Source organism: Gordonia sp. NPDC003504 (assembly GCF_053587995.1).
This window is the reverse complement of record NZ_JBSFPC010000008.1, coordinates 183,287-201,162: the sequence shown is the minus strand read 5'-3', so window position 1 is coordinate 201,162 and position 17,876 is coordinate 183,287. Positions and strand designations below refer to the sequence as shown.

General features: G+C 65.6%; 14 protein-coding genes. 11 read left to right on the top strand and 3 right to left on the bottom strand.

Translation table 11 applies throughout. The features are described from left to right. Positions 1-6: 6 nt before the first annotated feature. The 3 genes from ACWDPV_RS16280 to ACWDPV_RS16270 are packed head-to-tail and all read left to right on the top strand — an operon-like array spanning position 7 to position 3,637. Entirely contained in the window at positions 7-1,812 is a 1,806-nt protein-coding gene (locus ACWDPV_RS16280) for a circularly permuted type 2 ATP-grasp protein (RefSeq protein ID WP_449743833.1), read from the top strand. Beyond that, on the top strand, positions 1,809-2,792 hold the full coding sequence (locus ACWDPV_RS16275; protein ID WP_449743832.1) for an alpha-E domain-containing protein: 984 nt from the start codon (positions 1,809-1,811) through the stop codon (positions 2,790-2,792). The genes ACWDPV_RS16280 and ACWDPV_RS16275 overlap by 4 nt, the downstream gene beginning before the upstream one ends. Continuing rightward, positions 2,789-3,637: a transglutaminase family protein gene (locus ACWDPV_RS16270; protein ID WP_348806728.1), complete on the top strand. Its 849-nt coding sequence runs from the start codon at positions 2,789-2,791 to the stop codon at positions 3,635-3,637. The genes ACWDPV_RS16275 and ACWDPV_RS16270 overlap by 4 nt, the downstream gene beginning before the upstream one ends. A gap of 27 nt (positions 3,638-3,664) precedes the next feature. On the opposite strand, the gene ACWDPV_RS16265 is transcribed toward ACWDPV_RS16270, so the two are convergent. Next, positions 3,665-4,090: a type II toxin-antitoxin system PemK/MazF family toxin gene (locus ACWDPV_RS16265; RefSeq protein WP_348807921.1), complete on the bottom strand. Its 426-nt coding sequence runs from the start codon at positions 4,088-4,090 to the stop codon at positions 3,665-3,667. Next, the gene (locus ACWDPV_RS16260; protein ID WP_449743831.1) at positions 4,087-4,734 is read right to left on the bottom strand and encodes an alpha/beta hydrolase family protein; all 648 of its coding nucleotides are present in this window, start codon (positions 4,732-4,734) and stop codon (positions 4,087-4,089) included. The genes ACWDPV_RS16265 and ACWDPV_RS16260 overlap by 4 nt, the downstream gene beginning before the upstream one ends. Positions 4,735-4,979: 245 nt before the next feature. Here ACWDPV_RS16260 and lepA point away from each other — a divergent pair, with 245 nt between their 5' ends. From lepA to ACWDPV_RS16245, 3 genes are all read left to right on the top strand, one after another. Then, positions 4,980-6,833, top strand: coding sequence for a translation elongation factor 4 (gene lepA, locus ACWDPV_RS16255; RefSeq protein ID WP_348807923.1), 1,854 nt, complete (start codon positions 4,980-4,982; stop codon positions 6,831-6,833). Continuing rightward, positions 6,833-8,920: a M3 family metallopeptidase gene (locus ACWDPV_RS16250; RefSeq protein WP_449743830.1), complete on the top strand. Its 2,088-nt coding sequence runs from the start codon at positions 6,833-6,835 to the stop codon at positions 8,918-8,920. The genes lepA and ACWDPV_RS16250 overlap by 1 nt, the downstream gene beginning before the upstream one ends. Before the next feature lie 650 nt (positions 8,921-9,570). Beyond that, the gene (locus tag ACWDPV_RS16245) at positions 9,571-11,187 is read left to right on the top strand and encodes an HNH endonuclease (RefSeq protein ID WP_449743829.1); all 1,617 of its coding nucleotides are present in this window, start codon (positions 9,571-9,573) and stop codon (positions 11,185-11,187) included. 161 nt (positions 11,188-11,348) lie between these two features. Here the strand turns inward: ACWDPV_RS16245 and ACWDPV_RS16240 are convergent, their stop codons facing one another. Further along, a complete protein-coding gene (locus tag ACWDPV_RS16240) occupies positions 11,349-13,289 on the bottom strand; it encodes a glycoside hydrolase family 15 protein (RefSeq protein WP_348808095.1) in 1,941 nt (646 codons plus the stop codon). Positions 13,290-13,484: 195 nt separating this feature from the next. Between ACWDPV_RS16240 and ACWDPV_RS16235 the strand changes: the two genes are divergently transcribed. From ACWDPV_RS16235 to ACWDPV_RS16215, 5 genes are all read left to right on the top strand, one after another. Continuing rightward, positions 13,485-13,685 (top strand): hypothetical protein, encoded by a 201-nt coding sequence (locus ACWDPV_RS16235; RefSeq protein WP_348807926.1) that lies wholly within the window; start codon positions 13,485-13,487, stop codon positions 13,683-13,685. 173 nt (positions 13,686-13,858) lie between these two features. After that, on the top strand, positions 13,859-15,016 hold the full coding sequence (locus ACWDPV_RS16230; RefSeq protein ID WP_449743828.1) for a sulfate ABC transporter substrate-binding protein: 1,158 nt from the start codon (positions 13,859-13,861) through the stop codon (positions 15,014-15,016). Further along, entirely contained in the window at positions 15,013-15,888 is an 876-nt protein-coding gene (gene cysT / locus ACWDPV_RS16225; RefSeq protein ID WP_348804246.1) for a sulfate ABC transporter permease subunit CysT, read from the top strand. Before ACWDPV_RS16230 ends, cysT begins: the two co-directional genes overlap by 4 nt. Further along, a complete protein-coding gene (gene cysW, locus ACWDPV_RS16220; RefSeq protein WP_449743827.1) occupies positions 15,885-16,832 on the top strand; it encodes a sulfate ABC transporter permease subunit CysW in 948 nt (315 codons plus the stop codon). Before cysT ends, cysW begins: the two co-directional genes overlap by 4 nt. Position 16,833: 1 nt before the next feature. Continuing rightward, complete coding sequence (locus ACWDPV_RS16215; protein WP_348804244.1) at positions 16,834-17,829, top strand: sulfate/molybdate ABC transporter ATP-binding protein; 996 nt, start codon at positions 16,834-16,836, stop codon at positions 17,827-17,829. The last annotated feature ends 47 nt before the right edge of the window (positions 17,830-17,876 follow it).

The following is a 17,876-nucleotide window of genomic DNA, read 5'->3' as shown; positions in this document are numbered from 1 at the left end:
TCACCCATGAGCCCTACATCGACTGATTCGTCGGCCAAGAAGGCGCGCAAGACTGCCGCCGGAAAGGCCTCCACCCCGAAGTCCGCGGATGCCAAGTCGGCGTCGAATGGGCGGGGTGGCCGGTCGAAATCGGTCAAGGTATCCGAAAAGCCCACGGCAACAGGGATTTTCGCGGGATATGAGAATGCCAAGTCGTTCGGCCGGGCCTTTGACGAGATGTTCGACGCCGACGGCGAGGTCCGCCCGGCCTACCGCGGCATCTTCAAGGTCATGGCGCAATCCGAACGCGCCGACATCGACGCGCGTATCGACGCGCTCGGACGCGCCTTCATCGATCAGGGTGTCACCTTCTCGCTGTCGGGAAAGGAACGTCCCTTCCCGTTGGACGTTGTGCCACGCGTGATTTCGGCATCGGAGTGGTCCAAACTCGAGGCCGGGATCACCCAGCGGGTGCAGGCACTGGAACTGTTCCTCGACGACATCTACGGAGAGCAGGAGATCCTGCGTGACGGTGTGCTGCCCAAACGTCTGGTGCACTCGTGTGAACATTTCCATCGGCAGGCCGCAAACATCCGTCCGCCCAACGGGGTTCGTATCCACGTCGCCGGCATCGACCTGATCCGCGATGCCAACGGCGACTTCCGGGTGCTGGAGGACAACCTGCGATCGCCCTCGGGCGTGTCCTACGTCATGGAGAACCGGCGCACCATGGCACGGGTTTTCCCCGACCTGTTCTCCTCCCACCGGGTCCGGGCCGTGGCCGACTACCCAGGCCACCTGCTGCGCGCCCTGCGCGCATCGGCGGCCTTCAACGAGGCCGACCCCAACATCGTCGTGCTCACCCCGGGTGTGGCCAACTCCGCCTACTTCGAGCATTCGCTGCTCGCCCGGCTCATGGGCGTCGAGCTCGTCGAAGGCCGAGACCTGTTCTGTCGCGACAACGTGGTCTACATGCGCACCACCGAGGGTGAGCAACGCGTCGACGTCATCTACCGACGCATCGACGACGACTTCCTCGACCCGATGCAGTTCCGTCCGGATTCGATGCTCGGCGTGGCGGGCCTGCTCAACGCCGCACGGGCGGGCAACGTGGTGATCTCCTCGGCGGTCGGCAACGGCGTCGGTGACGACAAACTGATCTACACCTATGTGCCCGAGATCATCGACTACTACCTCGGTGAGAAACCGATCATCTCCAACGTCGACACCCTGCGATGCTGGTTGCCCGAGGAATGCGAGGAGGTCCTCGATCGCATCGACGAACTCGTCGTCAAGCCGGTGGAGGGTTCCGGTGGATACGGGATCGTCTTCGGTCCCGACGCCACCAAGGCCGAACTCGACACCCTGGCGCGCAAGGTCCGCAGCGATCCGCGCGGCTGGATCGCGCAGCCGGTGGTGCAGTTGTCGACGGTGCCGACGAAGGCCGGCGATCAGCTCAGCCCGCGGCACGTGGATCTGCGGCCCTTCGCGGTCAACGACGGCGAGTCGGTGTGGGTGCTGCCCGGCGGGTTGACCCGAGTCGCCCTGCCGGAGGGGTCGCTGGTGGTCAACTCCAGCCAGGGCGGTGGATCGAAGGACACCTGGGTGCTGGCCTCGCGCAGCTCCGAGGGGGAGCGTGAACTCGCCGGGGTGAAGGTGGTCAACAAGAGCGGGGTGGCCGCGGCACGCCCGGCCGAGAGTGCCCCGGATCCGCTGCTCCAGCAGACGCAGCAACAACAGCAGTCGGGGCAGGGTCACCCGCAATCCCAGTCGCAGTCCCAATCCCAATCCCAGTCGCAGAAGCGTTCCCGACAAGGCGGTGATCTCCGATGATGCTCGCGCGTAACGCCGAGTCGCTCTACTGGATCGGACGGTACGTCGAACGAGCCGACGACATGGCCCGCATCCTCGACGTGGCGATTCATCAGCTGCTCGAGGACACCACGGCCGATGTCGACGAACACGTGCGCCGGGTGATCCAGGTCCTCGGTCTCGAGGTTCCCGACATCGACGACGAACTCGACGTGTGGGCGCTGACCGAGCGGGTCGCCTACAACAAGGATGCCGTCGGATCGATCGTCGATCTGATCCGGTCGGCCCGCGAGAATGCCCGCGGCGCCCGGGAGGTCACCTCCAGCGAGATGTGGGAGTGCCTCAACACGACGTACAACGGCCTCGCCGACTCCGAGCGCCGGGCCCGGCGCCTCGGTCCGCACGAGTTCCTCAGCTACGTCAAGAATCGTGCCGCGATGTTCGCCGGCCTGGCGGACGCCACCCTCAGCCACGACGACGGCTACCGATACCTGCTGCTGGGGCGGTCGGTGGAACGGGTCGACATGACGATCCGCATGCTGCTGGCCCGTGCCGGTGACCGGGCCGGTTCGCCCGCGTGGGTCAACGTGCTGGTGTCGGCGGGGGCCCACGACACCTTCCTGCGCACCTACCGAGGCGTGCTCAACGCCGAGAACATCGTCGAGTTCATGTTGCTCGATCGCCTGTTCCCGCGGTCGGTGTTCCATGCCCTGTCGGTCGCCGAACACAACCTCGCCGACCTGGAGAAGGGCCCCAGCCGCACCGGCGCCCAGGCCGAGGCGGTGCTCCTGCTGGGTCGGGCACGTAGCTCGCTGGAATTCCTGGAGCCGGGCGATCTGCTCGACGGCCTGCAGGACCGCCTACTCGACCTGCAGGACACCTGCCGAGCGGTCAACGAGGCCGTCACCAACCAGTACTTCCATGTGTCGCCATATGTGTCGTGGGCCGATGCCCGGGTGAGCGACGGCGAAGAGCACGTCATCGAGGAGAGTGAACTGTGAGCTGGCGACTGAGGGTCGTGCATTCGACGGGCTTCGCCTACAAGAGCCCGGTGACCTCGTCGTACAACGAGGCCCGGTTGACTCCGCGCAGCGACAACCGGCAGAACGTCATCGTCAACCGCGTCGAGACGGTGCCCGCCACCCGCTCCTACCGATACACCGACTACTGGGGGTCGGCGGTCACCGCCTTCGACCTGCACGCCCCGCACGAGGAACTCGAGGTGTCGGGGATGTCGGTGGTGGAGACCGAGGCCGGCGAACGCCCCGACGACGACCGCAAACGCGATTGGGAGGGCATCCGCAACGCGGAGGTCGAGGACCGCTACGACGAGATGCTGTCCAACACCGCCTATGTGCCACGCAACCGGTCGTTGGTGGCTACCGCCCGGCGCCTGACCAAGGGGCTGGATCCGGAGGAGGCGGTGGAGACGATCTGCCGGTACGTCCATCAGGAGATGGAGTACGTTCCGGGCACCACCGGCGTGCACACCACCGCGGTCGACGCGTGGAACGAACGCAAGGGTGTGTGCCAGGACTACGCCCACCTGACCCTGCTGATGCTGCGTGGCCTGGGCATCCCGTCGCGATACGTCTCGGGCTACCTGCATCCGAAGCCGAATGCGGCGATCAACAAGACCGTCGAGGGGCAGAGTCACGCGTGGATCGAGGCGTGGACCGGTGGTTGGTGGGGGTACGACCCGACCAACGACACCCCGATCAGCGAACAGCATGTCTCGGTGGGGGTCGGACGCGACTACTCCGACGTGTCGCCGCTCAAGGGCATCTACACCGGTGGACAGGCCACCGATCTCGACGTCGTCGTGGAGATCACCCGACTGGCCTGAGCCGCGGGCCCTCAGGGCCGGCCGTGCTCAGGCCCAGCCGTATTCGCTGCGCAGCCGGGCGGCGATGCGATCGAAGCGCGCGCGCTCGAGGATCGCGCCCTCGCGACGGATGCCGGTTTCGGCGACGAGGATGATGCGGTCGAGGCGGACGAAACTGTCGCGGCCCTCGGCATCCCATGTGCCGCTGCCGAGTTCCATCCAGTTCTCGTCGTCGCGCCGGCGGTCCCGGCTCGACAACATCAGCCCGAGCAGCATGTCGTCGGCGTCGGCGTCGGCGCGGGCGGTGCGGCCCATCACCAGGACCGGCCGGTCCTTGCCCTGATGCGGGTCGTCCTCGTACACCACCCACGTCCACACGATTTCGCCCGGGTCGGCTGCGCCGTCGATGTCAGGGGCGTAGACGACGTGGCGCGCGAGGTCGGCAGTGGGCCGGTATTGCGGCGTCGGGGTCATCGGGTTCCTCCGGTGAGCAGGTCGGCGACCGCGTCGGCGGCCAGGGGAGCGGTGGGCTTGCGGTCGGGTTTGAGGTCGTGCCCGGCCTTGTCGATCTCGACGAGTCGGTGCGGCGCACCGATCAGTGCGATGGCGGCGGTGATCTCGTCGGTGGTGGCGAACGGGTCGGTCGAGCCGTGCACGATCACCGTCGGGACGCTGATGTCGGGCAGGTGCTCGGTACGGGCCCGTTCGGGTTTGCCGGGCGGATGCAACGGGTAGCTGCTGAGGAGCAACAGGTCCGCGCCGCCGCCGTCCTCGGCGATCACCATCGACGCCTGGCGTCCGCCGTAGGAGTGCCCACCGACGACGAGCGGCCCGGACGCCTCGTCGCGCAGCAGTGTGATCGCCGCGCGGATGCCGTCGCGGTCGGCGGCGGCCGTCGACGGACTCGGTGGGCCCTTGGGTCGTCGTTGCCGATACGGCAGGTCGATTCGCGCCACCGCATAGCCGCGGCGGCAGAACTCGTCGGCGTAGGCGTGCAGGATCTTCGCGTCACGATTGCCGCCGGCGCCGTGGGCGAGGATCACGACGCCGATCGGTTCGGTGTCGGGTCGGTGCACATCGGCGACGACGCCGTCGGCGGAGCGGGACTCGGTGATCATGCCAGCCAACTTAATTCAGTGGGTCGAGGGAATTGTCCGCGGTCGTCGAAGTCGATCCGCTCGTCGTCGTCATGGCGGACCTCACGCCACCCGACGGGGCGTGAACCGTACCGCCACCGCTGCGTTCTCGGTGTACGCCTGTCAAGGCTGAGGGGCAGTGAGTGGCGTCGAGTTCGCTGGGACGGGTGGCGGCGTGAGAAACTCAGAGGTGATATGTGCCGGTGTCCCGGCCCGCCGTCCAAGGAGTGAGTGACATCCCCAGTTTCGCCGACACCACCTTCACCAATCCCGCGCAGATCCGGAACTTCTGCATCATCGCCCACATCGACCATGGCAAGTCGACGCTGGCCGACCGCATGCTGCAGTTGACCGGCGTCGTCGAGGAACGTGAGATGCGTGCCCAGTACCTCGACCGGATGGACATCGAGCGGGAACGCGGCATCACCATCAAGGCGCAGAACGTCCGGCTGCCCTGGAAGGTCGGCGACGACGACTACGTCCTGCACCTAATAGACACCCCCGGCCACGTCGACTTCACCTACGAGGTGTCGCGGGCGCTCGAGGCATGCGAGGGTGCGGTGCTGCTCGTCGACGCGGCCCAGGGGATCGAGGCGCAGACCCTGGCCAATCTGTACCTGGCGATGGAGAACGACCTCACCATCATCCCGGTGCTCAACAAGATCGACCTGCCCGCCGCCGACCCCGACCGGTACGCCGGCGAGATCGCGCACATCATCGGATGCGAACCCGACGAGGTGCTGCGGGTGTCCGGCAAGACCGGTGCGGGTGTCCCGGAGTTGCTCGACGAGGTGATCCGGCAGGTACCGGCGCCGCAGGGTGATCCCGACGCCCCGGCCCGCGCGATGATCTTCGACTCCGTCTACGACACCTACCGGGGCGTGGTCACCTACGTGCGTGTGGTCGACGGCAAGATCGTGCCCCGCGAGAAGATCGCGATGATGTCGACCGGCGCCACCCACGAACTGCTCGAGGTGGGCATCGTCTCGCCGGAGCCGAAACCGTCCAAGGGACTCGGCGTCGGCGAGGTCGGTTACCTCATCACCGGCGTGAAGGACGTGCGTCAGTCCAAGGTCGGTGACACGGTGACCACCGCCCGGCACGGCGCCACCGAGCCGCTGACCGGCTACCGGGAACCGCGTCCGATGGTCTACTCGGGTCTGTACCCGGTGGACGGATCGGACTATCCGGTGCTTCGCGACGCCTTGGACAAGCTGCAACTCAATGACGCCGCACTCACCTACGAGCCAGAGACCTCCGTGGCGCTGGGGTTCGGATTCCGTTGCGGTTTCCTGGGTTTGCTGCACATGGAGATCACCCGGGAACGCCTCGAGCGTGAGTTCGACCTGAACCTGATCTCCACTGCCCCCAACGTCGTTTATCGGGTGGTCATGGAGGACGGCGAAGAGCACGTCGTGACCAATCCGTCGGACTGGCCGGACGGCAAGGCCCGCAACATCTTCGAGCCCATCGTCAAGACCACCATCATCGCACCGAGTGAGTTCATCGGCGCGATCATGGAACTGTGTCAGTCGCGGCGTGGTGAACTGGGCGGGATGGATTACCTGTCGGAAACCCGCGTCGAGATGCGGTACACGATGCCGATGGCCGAGATCATCTTCGACTTCTTCGACTCGCTGAAATCGCGGACACGCGGTTATGCCAGCCTCGACTACGAGGAGGCCGGTGAGCAGGAGGCCGACCTGGTGAAGGTCGACATCCTGCTGCAGGGTGAGGCGGTCGACGCATTCAGTGCCATCGTGCACCGCGACGCGGCGTTCACTTACGGCAACAAGATGGCCACCAAACTCAAGGAACTCATCCCGCGGCAGCAGTTCGAGGTGCCGGTGCAGGCCGCCATCGGCTCGAAGATCATTGCGCGCGAGAATATCCGGGCAATCCGCAAGGACGTGCTCGCCAAGTGTTACGGCGGCGACATCAGCCGCAAGCGCAAGCTGCTCGAGAAGCAGAAGGAAGGCAAGAAGCGCATGAAGACCATCGGTCGCGTGGATGTGCCGCAGGAGGCGTTCGTTGCGGCGTTGTCGACCGACTCGATGGGTGACAAACCGAAGGGGAAGTGATGACCTCAGCCGGACCTGCAGTCAACCCTGTTCTCGCCCATAGCGATCTGCCGCACGGATTACCGGACTTCGCGTCGATCACCGACGACGATTTTCTGCCGGCGTTCGGTGAGGCGATGGCCACGCATCTCGACGAGATCGCCGAGATTGCCGGCAACCCGGTGGCGCCCACCTTCGCCAACACCATCGAGGCGCTGGAGTTCTCCGGCCGCGACCTGGCGCGGGCCTCGGGAATCTTCTTCAATCTCGTCGGCCCGGATACGAATCCGAAGCGCAACGAGATCTCGCAGGAGCTCTCGACCCGGCTGACCGATCATGCGAACTCCATCGCGATGAATCCGGAACTGTTCAAACGGATCTCATCTCTGCACGAGAAGGCCGACGATCTCGGCCTGACCGAGGCGCAGCGGCGGCTGCTCGATACTCGTTACCGCGACGCGGTGCGGGCGGGAGCCGGACTCAACGGGACCGAGCAGGATGAGATGCGTCAGATCTCGTCGCGTCTGGCGTATCTGAGCACCACGTTCTCGCAGAAGATCCTTGACGACACCAACGATTCGGCGGTCCTCGTCACCGACGTCGCGGAACTCGCGGGGATGACGAAGGGAGCGATCGCCTCGGCCCGCCGTGCCGCGGCGGACGCCGGCCACGAATCGGGTTACCTTCTGACGTTGGAACTCCCGACCAGTCAGTCGGTGCTGACCGAGTTGGGTGATGCCGGCACGCGGCAGCGGGTGTTCGACGCATCGGTCGGTCGGTGTTCGCGTGGCAATGACTTCGATACGCGCGAGACCGTTCTGGAGATCGTGCGCCTGCGGGCGCGGCGTGCCGAGTTGCTCGGGTACCGCGATCATGCGGGGTACGTCATCGCCGAACAGACGGCACCGAATCCGGCGGCCGTCGATGATCTTCTCGGCGAACTGATCACGGCTGCGATGCGTGCCGGTGGTGCCGAACTCACCACCCTGACCGAGTTCGCGCGTTCGGTCGACCCCAATGCGAAGATCGGGGCCGCCGACGTCACGTATTGGCTTGCACGACAGCGGCGGTCGTCGTCGGAGATCGACCTCGATGCCTTCGCCGACTACTGCGAACTCGACACCGTGATCACCCGCGGGGTGTTCTACGCGGCGGGCAAGCTCTACGGACTGAGCTTCACCGAACGACCCGATCTGCACGCCTACCATCCCGACGTCCGCGTGTGGGAGGTCTTCGACGAGCACGGCACGAGCATCGGGTTATTCCTCGGTGACTACTTCGCGCGGCCGTCCAAGCGGGGCGGGGCATGGATGAGCAACATCGTCGATCAGTCGACGATCCTGGCAACCCAGCCGATCATCGTCAACGTGCTCAATGTGCCCAAGCCGGACGGGGATTCACCGGCACTACTGAGTATCGATCAGCTCACCACCCTGTTCCACGAATTCGGCCACGCACTGCACGGGCTGCTGTCGGCGGTGGACTATCCCTCGCAGTCGGGAACGTCGGTGCCCAGGGACTTTGTCGAATTCCCGTCGCAGGTCAACGAGATGTGGGCATTGCATCCCGACGTCCTGGCGAACTATGCACGCCACTACGAGACCGGAGAATCCATCCCGACAGAACTCGCGGACGCGGCGCGCGCGAACGCGGGCGCCGACACCGCGCACGGCACCATCGAATACCTGGCTGCCTCTGCCCTCGACCTGGCCTGGCATCGGCTTTCCGTCGAGCAGGCCGCGGCCGTCGACGATGTGGAGGTGTTCGAGGCCACCGCATTACGTGAGGCCGGTGTGGGTACCGAGTTGATCCCACCGCGGTACCGCAGCGCCTACTTCAACCACATCTTCGGTGGCGGCTACTCGGCCGGTTACTACTCCTACATCTGGTCCGAGGTTCTCGACGCCGAGACCGAACAGTGGTTCCTCGCCGAGGGCGGCTTGCTACGCAACAACGGCAAACGCTTCGCCGACTCGACGTTGTCGCGCGGCGACAGCGTGGATCCACTTGTGGCGCATGAGCATCTGATCGGTCATACGCCGCAGATCGGTCCGTTGATGCGTCGGCGCGGGTTGGTGGCGGCCGGTTCGGAGTCGGGCGGGGCGTGACCCTTCTCGAGCGGTATCGGGCGGGGGTCGCCTTGCGGTGTGGCACGAACTTCGTCAGCTCGGCGGCTCCGTCCGTCACCCAGACGTTCTCGAAGACGCCCAGAGTGTCTGCGACGAGATGGCCGGTCGAGCGGTTCGTAGCGGCTCCCGATCGGCTCCACAAGGCCAGTATCAGTGGCGGCGCTCCCTAAGGTTTCTTCCTGCCCGATCGATCGGCCAGAGGACCCTGGTCGCCGACGACTTTCAGATGCCGTTCGTCGGTACTTGAACAGGGTCTTTGCGAGTGGGGATTCCCAGATCCTGCAGACCCGTCTGGTCCTGGCATGCGGATTTGTAGGCAGCTTTCCGAAGGCATGCTCAAGCTCTGAGGATGAGCGGGCCGATCCACCTGTCCCGCCGGCCGAGCCGGCCTTTCCGTCGGTCGAGTCGGTCCGGAGCGATAGCCGCCGCGTTGAGCTCCGTCGAAACGGAGGATCGTGTCGAGAATCCGCAGCCCGACAGCGAAACCATCCTGCCGCCAACCGAACACAGATCTGCTGACGCGGACAGCGTTCACCCCCAAACGCTTCCGCGCCGAAGAAACTTGTCGGTGGTCGTCGCTACACTTGAGTCAGTTCAGTTGGAGCGACCGAGCAGAGGGGGTGAACATCATGGCCGACACCACAATTCGCACGACTACCGCGCCGGAACTGTCGATGACCGCCGACGACGCGGCCTTGATCGATCACCTTCCTGTCGAGCAGGCCACCGCTCTGGCCCGATCGTTGCAACGCCAGGAACGGCAGGTGATCGCCCGGAAGGTGCTGTCGGCGGCGCGGGTCGGGTACGCCGTGTACGACGAGATGCTGCTGTCGGGTCATCAGACCAACGTGCACACCACCGGTGGCGTCGACAAGGCTGCGACCGGCAAGGTGTCGGCCGCGCTGGGTGTGTCGGTGCCGCAGGCCACCGCGTGGATGAGGTTGAGTTTCTTGCTGTCGACGCTTCCGACGGTGACCGCGGCGTTCTTGGCCGGTGACCAGTCGTTGGAACGTATCCGCATCATCGCCGACGAGATCGTCGTGCTGTCCGATGACGATGTGCGTGCGTTCGCCGAAACCCGTGCACTGCAACTGGCCGGACGTAATCAGGCGGATACGACGTTGCGGGATCAGGTTGTCGAGATGGTGATCGCGCTGGATCCCGACGGTGCCGCCGACCGCCGCGAGGAAGCCGCCGCACGCGATCAGAATGTGCGGGTCCGTCGGGACACCAACGCGCACTGCAGCATCTCCGTCTACGCCCCCGGCGAGATGGGTGCGCATCTGGCAGCGCGGATCGCACAGATGATCAGTCAGCGGATCTGCCCACGTGATCCACGCCGCCGCGGACAGGTGCAGGTCGCGGCCTTCGCCGAAATCCAAGGACTACCCGGCGCGTACCTGTCGTGTGAATGCGGGCGGGGTGACTGCTCGCGCGCGATCCCGCTGCCGGAAGAACCCAGTAGCCTGACCGACCTCGACATCGACCCCGACGCGACTGATCTGTCTGGCGATGTCGACGCCGAGCGCGGTGAGGCTGACGAGACCACCGAACCCGAGACGACCGACGATCCCGAGATGATCACCGACGACGACGCTGGTTGTGACGACGCTGATTGTGCGGCAACAGATACCGTCGAGGCGCACCCCGACACCGAACCCGACAGTGATTTGCAGTTGTCGCTGTCGTTGATCACCGATCCGTCCGGGCAGCGGGAAGCCCGGCTGGAATACTTCGGCGTGATTGACGAAGCTCACGCCCGAACGCTGATCAATTCGGGACAGCTGGTGACCGTCACCGAGTTTCCCACCCTGGACATACCCACCATCAGCACCGCCACCTCGCTGGAACGGATACCGGCGGCCTGGCGTCGCCTCGACGACCCGTTCCCCACAACCCCGATCGACCCGACCGGACACGGCGGCTATCTCCTCCCACCACCGGGTGCGTTGACATATCGGATCCCGGCCTGGTTGCGGGAGAAGATCATCGAATTGGATGGCACCTGCCGGTATCCGCAGTGCGGGCGGCCGGCCAGTGACTGCCAGATCGATCACCTGGTGAAGTTCGTGCACCGCGATCCGATCACCGGTGGCTGGACGGTGGAATTCAACCTGATGCCGCTGTGTACCCCGGACCACCAACGAAAACACATGGGCTTGCTGATCCCCACCATGCTCGCCGATCGGGCGGTCATCTGGCGCGACCCCGTCACCGGGGAAACCATCACCACCTACCCGCGGTAGGCGGCTGCCGTCGGTCTACCGTCGGGTGGTGCTGCGCTGCAATCGGTTTCCGGCATCAGGTTGCGAAAGTGGCCTCGACCTCGACAAGCTCGGCCCGGCGGACACGCCACGGGCTCGCAAGCTCGCACGAGCGTTGCACTGAGACCAGCGGGCGCACCGACTCAGTGATTGGCCGGCTGGAACTGCCCATGGCTGGCGGCCTCCTCAGCGCGGATGACGTGCATGACCGCGTTGATCAACGCCAGGTGGGTGAAGGCCTGCGGGAAGTTTCCCAGGTGCTGACCGGTCTTGGCGTCGATCTCCTCGGCGTACAACTTCAGTGGACTCGAGTACGACAACAGCCTCTCGCACAAGGTCTTTGCGCGTTCCAACTCGCCAATCTCGACCAACGCCGACACCAGCCAGAAGGAGCAGATGGTGAAGGTGCCCTCCTCGCCGGACAGGCCGTCGTCGGTCTCCTCGACCTTGTAGCGCAGGACGAGGCCGTTATCGGTGAGTTCCTCGGCAATGGCCAGGACGGTGTTGCGGACGCGGTAGTCGTCCGATGGCAGGAATCGCAGAAGCGGAACCAGGAGCAGCGAGGCGTCCAGAGCGTCGTCGCCGTAGCGTTGGGTGAACACGCCGCGGTCGTTGACGCCGAACGCGAGGATGTCCTCCCGGATCTCATCGGCGATCTCCGCCCACTCCCGGGCGTACTCCTTCTCCTCGTGCAACGCCGCGAGTCGGGCGCCGCGGTCGAGGGCCACCCAGCACATCACCTTCGACGAGGTGAAGTGCTGCGGTTCACCGCGGACCTCCCAGATGCCGCGATCGGGCTTGCGCCAGTTGCGAACCGCCTCGTCGACCTGCGCCTTGAGCACCGGCCACAGCGTCTCTGGCACCGACTCGCTGGACTTGGTGTTGAGGTACACGGAGTCGAGCATCGTGCCCCAGATGTCATGCTGCGCCTGGTTGTACGCGCCGTTGCCGATCCGCACCGGTCGGGCGCCGTCGTAGCCGGTCAGGTGCCCGAGTTCCTCCTCCTCCAGGGTGCGTTCGCCACCCACCCCGTACATCACCTGCAGCGGATGCTGTTCGCCGCTGGTCACGCCGGAGACGTCGGCGATGAAGGAGAAGAAGTCGTCGGCCTCGCGGTCGAGGCCCAGGGTGTAGAGCCCCCACAGTGCGAAGGTCGAATCACGCACCCAGGCGTACCGATAGTCCCAATTGCGTTCGCCGTGAGGTGTTTCCGGCAGTGATGTGGTGGCCGCGGCCAACAGTGCGCCGGTCGGGGAGTAGGTCAGCCCCTTGAGCGTCAACGCGGAACGCTGCAGATGTGTACGCCACGGATGGTCGGGGAAGGACCCGATGTTGATCCACTGCCGCCAGCATTCGGAGGTGGCCCACATCTTCTGCGCGGCCTCGGTGAAGTTCTGCGGGGCGGGCTGTTTGGACCAACTCAGGGCGACGAACCGGTCGTCACCCTCGACCAGCCGGGTCCGCGCCCGAGCCTCGCGACCCTCGAGGCCGAGCCGCAGATCGGTGGTCAACTTCAGTGTCGGACAGGTGGCGTCGGTGTTGATGGCCGTGGCGATCGCCTCGCCGTACGCGGGACCCGAGTACTCCCACTTCGTGCGGGCACGGTGATAGTCGAAGGCCGGTTCGCAACTCATCGCCAACTCGACGGTGCCCGACACGCAGCGCACGGTGCGGAGCAGGATGTGCTCGGCGTCCCAATCGGTCGGTGTACGGCGATGAGTGGTCGAGCGGCGCTCGTTGTCATGCCAGGGGCCCATCACCAGCGCGTCACGCACGACGATCCACCCGGTGTCGGTCTGCCAGGTGGTCTCCACCATCAGGCTGCCCGGCAGATACCGACGATCGACGGGAACGTTCACGCCGTACGGCGCAAGACGGAAGTGGCCCGCGCTGCGATCGAGGATCGCCCCGAACACACTCGGCGAGTCGGGTCGTGGTGCGCACATCCATTCCACTGACCCGTTGCGGGCGATGAGACAGTTCGTCTCGGTGTCGGAGAGGAACGCGTAGTCGCCGATCGGCGGGAAGGAGGTGACGGTATGCGTCGCCGGGGAGAAGGCTGCGGCCTCCGGCTCGACCGGCATGGGCGGTACATCCGGCTCGGCCACCGCCGCATCGGTGATATCCGAGTCGAGGGCGGAGTCGTCTGTGGCCGTCATGGATATATCATTGCGACCGGTCCGCAATGCCGCTACTTGAGTGGCGACGGCCGGATCGGAGAGTTCGAATCAGGCTGAATGAAAGTCCACAGCCGAGCGGGGACTGACGAGGTGATGGGTGTGAACGGGGTACTCGCCTGGTGGGACGGTGTCGAGGAATGGCTGACCGGTCTGGCCTTCGTTCCCCAACTCCTGGTCACCCTGGTGGTCCTGGTTCCCTGCGCCATCGCCGCCGCGATCGCGCTGAATGCGCTGGTCGACGGCGTGATGTCGGTGATTGATCGTCGCCGGTTCGCCGACGACGACCAGAAAGGTTTGTAGGTGGTGTTCCGCTCGCGTGTGACCTGGGCGCTCGTCGCGCTCATCGTTCTCGTTCTCTTGGCCTGGCTCCTCACTCGATAGCACCTTCCGCCGGCGAGGGCCAGAAGGTTGCTCGCAGGTTTCGGTGAGCCCCACGAGGGTTGTTAGCGTAATTCGTCCGCTGGTCGCGGCCCATGTCGACCGGCGTCGAAATCACATCCTCGGAGGAGCCTGTAGTGAACGCTGCATCCATCCCGCGACGCAGGACGCCGATACTGGTGTGTCTGCTGGCCCTGGCGATGGTCGCGGTGGCCGGTTGTGGCGGCGGATCGACCGACGAACCCGGTGGCGTCGACATCTCCAGCGGCTCCCGCCACCTGGACCTCGTCGCCTACGCGACGCCCAAGCTCGGATTCGACCACATCATCCCGGCCTTCCGTGCCACCCCCGAAGGCCACGACATCGGGTTCTCGGCCTCCTACGGGGCCTCCGGAGACCAATCCCGCAAGGTGGCCCGCCACGTCCCCGCCGACGTCGTCAACTTCTCCGTCGAACCCGACATCACCCGACTGGTGAAAGCGGGTCTGGTCGACAAGGACTGGAAGACCCAGGCGCCCTACAACAGCACCCCGTTCGGGTCGGTCGTGGCGTTGGTCGTGCGCAAGGGCAATCCCAAGAACATCCACGACTGGAACGATCTGCTGCGTCCCGGCGTGCAGGTGGTGACACCCAACCCGGGCAGCTCGGGATCGGCGAAATGGAATCTGCTGGCGCCTTACGCGGCGATGAGTAGTGGGGGTCAGAACTCGCAGGCCGGCCTCGACTACGTGGCCGAACTGGTCCGCGACCACGTGCGCGTGGTGCCCAAGTCGGGCCGCGAGGCGACAACCGCCTTCGAGCAGGGACAGGGCGATGTGCTGATCAGCTACGAGAACGAGGCGATCATGCTCGACCGGGCGAATGCCTCGGCGGCGCCGTCCGCGCAGGTGGAGTACGTCATTCCGCCACAGACGTTCAAGATCGAGAACCCGGTCGCGGTGGTCAACACCTCCGATGACCTGCCCGCCGCGCGCGCCTTCGTCAACTACCTGTTCACCGATGAGGCCCAGTACATCTGGGCGCGACAGGGCTTCCGGCCGGTGGTGCCGGCGGTCGCCGCGGCCACCGCGAACCTCTTCCCGGGTGACATCGAGAAGTTGTGGACGATCAAGGAACTCGGCAAGGTCCTCGGCCAGGGCACCGCCGCGGACAACGACGGCGTGGACCTCACGGGATGGAAGGCCGTCGACAGCGCACTCTTCGGCACCAAGGGCGCCATCACCAAGATCTACGACGCAGGGGGTGTCCAGTGACCTCGGAAACCGTACCGGCCCCGCGACCGGAGGCGGTGGGTTCGCAGCCGCCGGGCGGATTCCTCGGACGTTCGCGGACCTTCGCCGGCGTCAGTCCGATCACCATCGGGGTGGCGTGGCTGTGGCTGAGCCTCATCGTGCTGCTGCCGCTGGCGGCGATCACTGTGCAGTCCTTCGACGACGGGTGGAGTGGATTCTGGGATGCGGTGACCGCTCCCGCGGCACTCGACACCCTCTGGATCACGGTGCTCGTCTCTCTCGTCGCCGCACTGATCAATGTCGTCTTCGGCACGCTGATCGCCTGGGTGCTCGTTCGGGATGACTTCCCCGGCAAAGGATTCGTCAACGCGATCATCGACCTGCCGTTCGCCTTGCCGACCATCGTCGCCAGCCTGGTGTTGCTGAGTCTGTACGGGCCGAACAGTCCGATCGACATCCATCTCAACGCCACCAAACCGGCGTTGATCATCGCGTTGACCTTCGTGACGTTGCCGTTCGTGGTGCGTCAGGTGCAGCCGGTGTTGATCGAACTCGACGTCGACGTCGAAGAGGCCGCGGCGGTGCTCGGCGCGCGCAACTGGACGACCTTCCGCAAGATCATCCTGCCGGCGCTGCTGCCGTCCATCCTGACCGGCGCCGGACTGGCATTCACCCGCGCGATCGGTGAGTTCGGTTCGGTCGTCCTGATCGGCGGCAACATCCCCGGCGATACGCAGGTCGCCTCGCAGTACATCCAGCAGCAGATCGAGATCGACAACCCGGTCGGTGCCGCGGCGATCTCGGTGGTGTTGCTGCTCATCGCCTTCGTCACCCTGCTGATCCTGCGTATCGCCGGCCGGTGGCAGTCCAAGCGGGAGGATGCCGACCGATGAAAGTCTCGCCACTGACCCGGTACGGGCTGCGCACGATCGCACTGGTGTACCTGTTCATCCTGCTGGTCGTGCCGGTCGGCACGATCTTCTACCGCGCCTTCGAGCACGGCATCGTGCAGTTCTGGGAGTGGATCACCACCCCGGCGGCGATCTCGGCGCTGCAATTGAGCTTGCTGATCGTGGTGATCGTGGTGCCCCTCAACGTCATCTTCGGGGTGCTGATCGCCCTGGCCCTGGCGCGTGGCCGCTTCCCCGGCAAGGGGGTGCTGCAGGCCGTCGTCGACCTGCCGTTCGCGGTGTCCCCGGTCGTCGCCGGTGTCGCGCTGATCCTGCTGTGGGGCTACGGCGGCTGGTTCGGTGGCATCGAAAGCCTCGGCTTCCGTGTCATCTTCGGCTTCCCCGGACTGGTGCTGGCCACCCTCTTCGTCACCCTGCCGTTCGTGGCACGCGAGGTCGAACCCGTCCTGCGCGAGATCGGCACCGAGCAGGAAGAGGCCGCGGCCACCTTGGGCGCCAACGCCTGGCAGGTGTTCTGGCGGATCACCCTGCCGGCGATCCGATGGGGCCTGACCTACGGCATCGTGCTGACCGTCGCCCGCGCTCTCGGCGAGTTCGGCGCGGTGACGATGGTGTCGTCGAACTATCCGGGTATCTCGCAGACGTTGACGCTGCTCGTCAACTCCCGCTACACCGACGACTACAACGAATTCGGCGCCTACGCGGCCGCAACACTGCTGATGATGGTCGCGATCCTGGTGCTGGTGCTGATGTCGCTGATCGAACGACGGGCCAAATCGCGTCTGGCCGATGCCAGTACGTCCGTCACCGGCGAGGTGGACACCGTCGAACCGGAACTGACGGTCCCGCACGGCCCCGAATCGCTCGACGCCGAGCAGGTCGTCCACACCCACTCCCACTCCGCCGCAGGCAAGAAAGGCGTCTGACATGTCCATCTCGGTGATCGGTGCCAACAAACGGTACGGCGATTTCGCCGCCCTCGATGACGTCTCGATCGAGATCGCCGACGGTCAGTTGACCTCGCTGCTCGGGCCGTCCGGGTCGGGGAAGTCGACGTTGCTGCGGGCCATCGCAGGGCTGGACACCCTCGATTCCGGCACGGTCGTCATCAACGGCAACGACGTGTCCGGCAAGGCACCACAGAAGCGGGACATCGGTTTCGTGTTCCAGCACTATGCGGCGTTCAAACACCTCACGGTGCGCGACAACATCGCGTTCGGCCTCAAGATCCGCAAGCGACCGAAGGCCGAGGTCGACGCGAAGGTCGACGAACTGCTCGAGGTGGTCGGTCTGACGGTGTTCCAGAAGCGCTTTCCCTCACAGCTTTCCGGCGGCCAGCGGCAGCGGATGGCGTTGGCACGCGCGCTCGCCGTCGACCCGAAGGTGCTGCTCCTCGACGAACCCTTCGGTGCCCTCGATGCCAAGGTGCGTGACGACCTGCGCCGCTGGCTGCGTCGCCTGCATGACGAGGTCCACGTGACCACCGTGCTGGTCACCCACGACCAGCAGGAAGCGCTCGACGTCAGTGACCGGATCGCGGTACTGAACAAGGGCCGCATCGAGCAGGTCGGCACGCCCGACGATCTCTACGACCGACCGACCAACGAATTCGTCGCATCCTTCCTCGGATCGACGGTGCGCCTCAACGGAGAACTGGTGCGGCCCCACGACATCCGCATCGGACGCAAACCCGAACTGGCACTGCCCGCCGCGGACCCGAGCCTGGACACCGGGGTCATCAAGGCGACGGTGAACCGGGTGGTGAACCTCGGATTCGAGACCCGCGTCGAGTTGACGTCGGCGGCCACCGGCGAGGAATTCGCGGCCCAGATCACCCGCGGCGACCAGAACGCGTTGAACCTCAACGCCGGTGAGACCGTATACGCGCGAGCCACCAAGGTGGCGGCTCTCTCGGAGATCTGAGCGTCGAGGGCGCTGACAGTGCTGAGGTGAGCGCTGTCAGCGCTGAA

Coding starts and splice junctions, on each gene's coding strand:
- ACWDPV_RS16215 (WP_348804244.1), top strand. CDS start 16,834: ATGTCCATCTCGGTGATCGGTGCCAACAAACGGTACGGCGATTTCGCC.
- ACWDPV_RS16280 (WP_449743833.1), top strand. CDS start 7: ATGAGCCCTACATCGACTGATTCGTCGGCCAAGAAGGCGCGCAAGACT.
- ACWDPV_RS16260 (WP_449743831.1), bottom strand. CDS start 4,734: ATGATCACCGAGTCCCGCTCCGCCGACGGCGTCGTCGCCGATGTGCAC.
- cysW (WP_449743827.1), top strand. CDS start 15,885: ATGAAAGTCTCGCCACTGACCCGGTACGGGCTGCGCACGATCGCACTG.
- ACWDPV_RS16240 (WP_348808095.1), bottom strand. CDS start 13,289: ATGCCGGTCGAGCCGGAGGCCGCAGCCTTCTCCCCGGCGACGCATACC.
- ACWDPV_RS16275 (WP_449743832.1), top strand. CDS start 1,809: ATGATGCTCGCGCGTAACGCCGAGTCGCTCTACTGGATCGGACGGTAC.
- ACWDPV_RS16245 (WP_449743829.1), top strand. CDS start 9,571: ATGGCCGACACCACAATTCGCACGACTACCGCGCCGGAACTGTCGATG.
- ACWDPV_RS16250 (WP_449743830.1), top strand. CDS start 6,833: ATGACCTCAGCCGGACCTGCAGTCAACCCTGTTCTCGCCCATAGCGAT.
- ACWDPV_RS16230 (WP_449743828.1), top strand. CDS start 13,859: ATGTCGACCGGCGTCGAAATCACATCCTCGGAGGAGCCTGTAGTGAAC.
- ACWDPV_RS16265 (WP_348807921.1), bottom strand. CDS start 4,090: ATGACCCCGACGCCGCAATACCGGCCCACTGCCGACCTCGCGCGCCAC.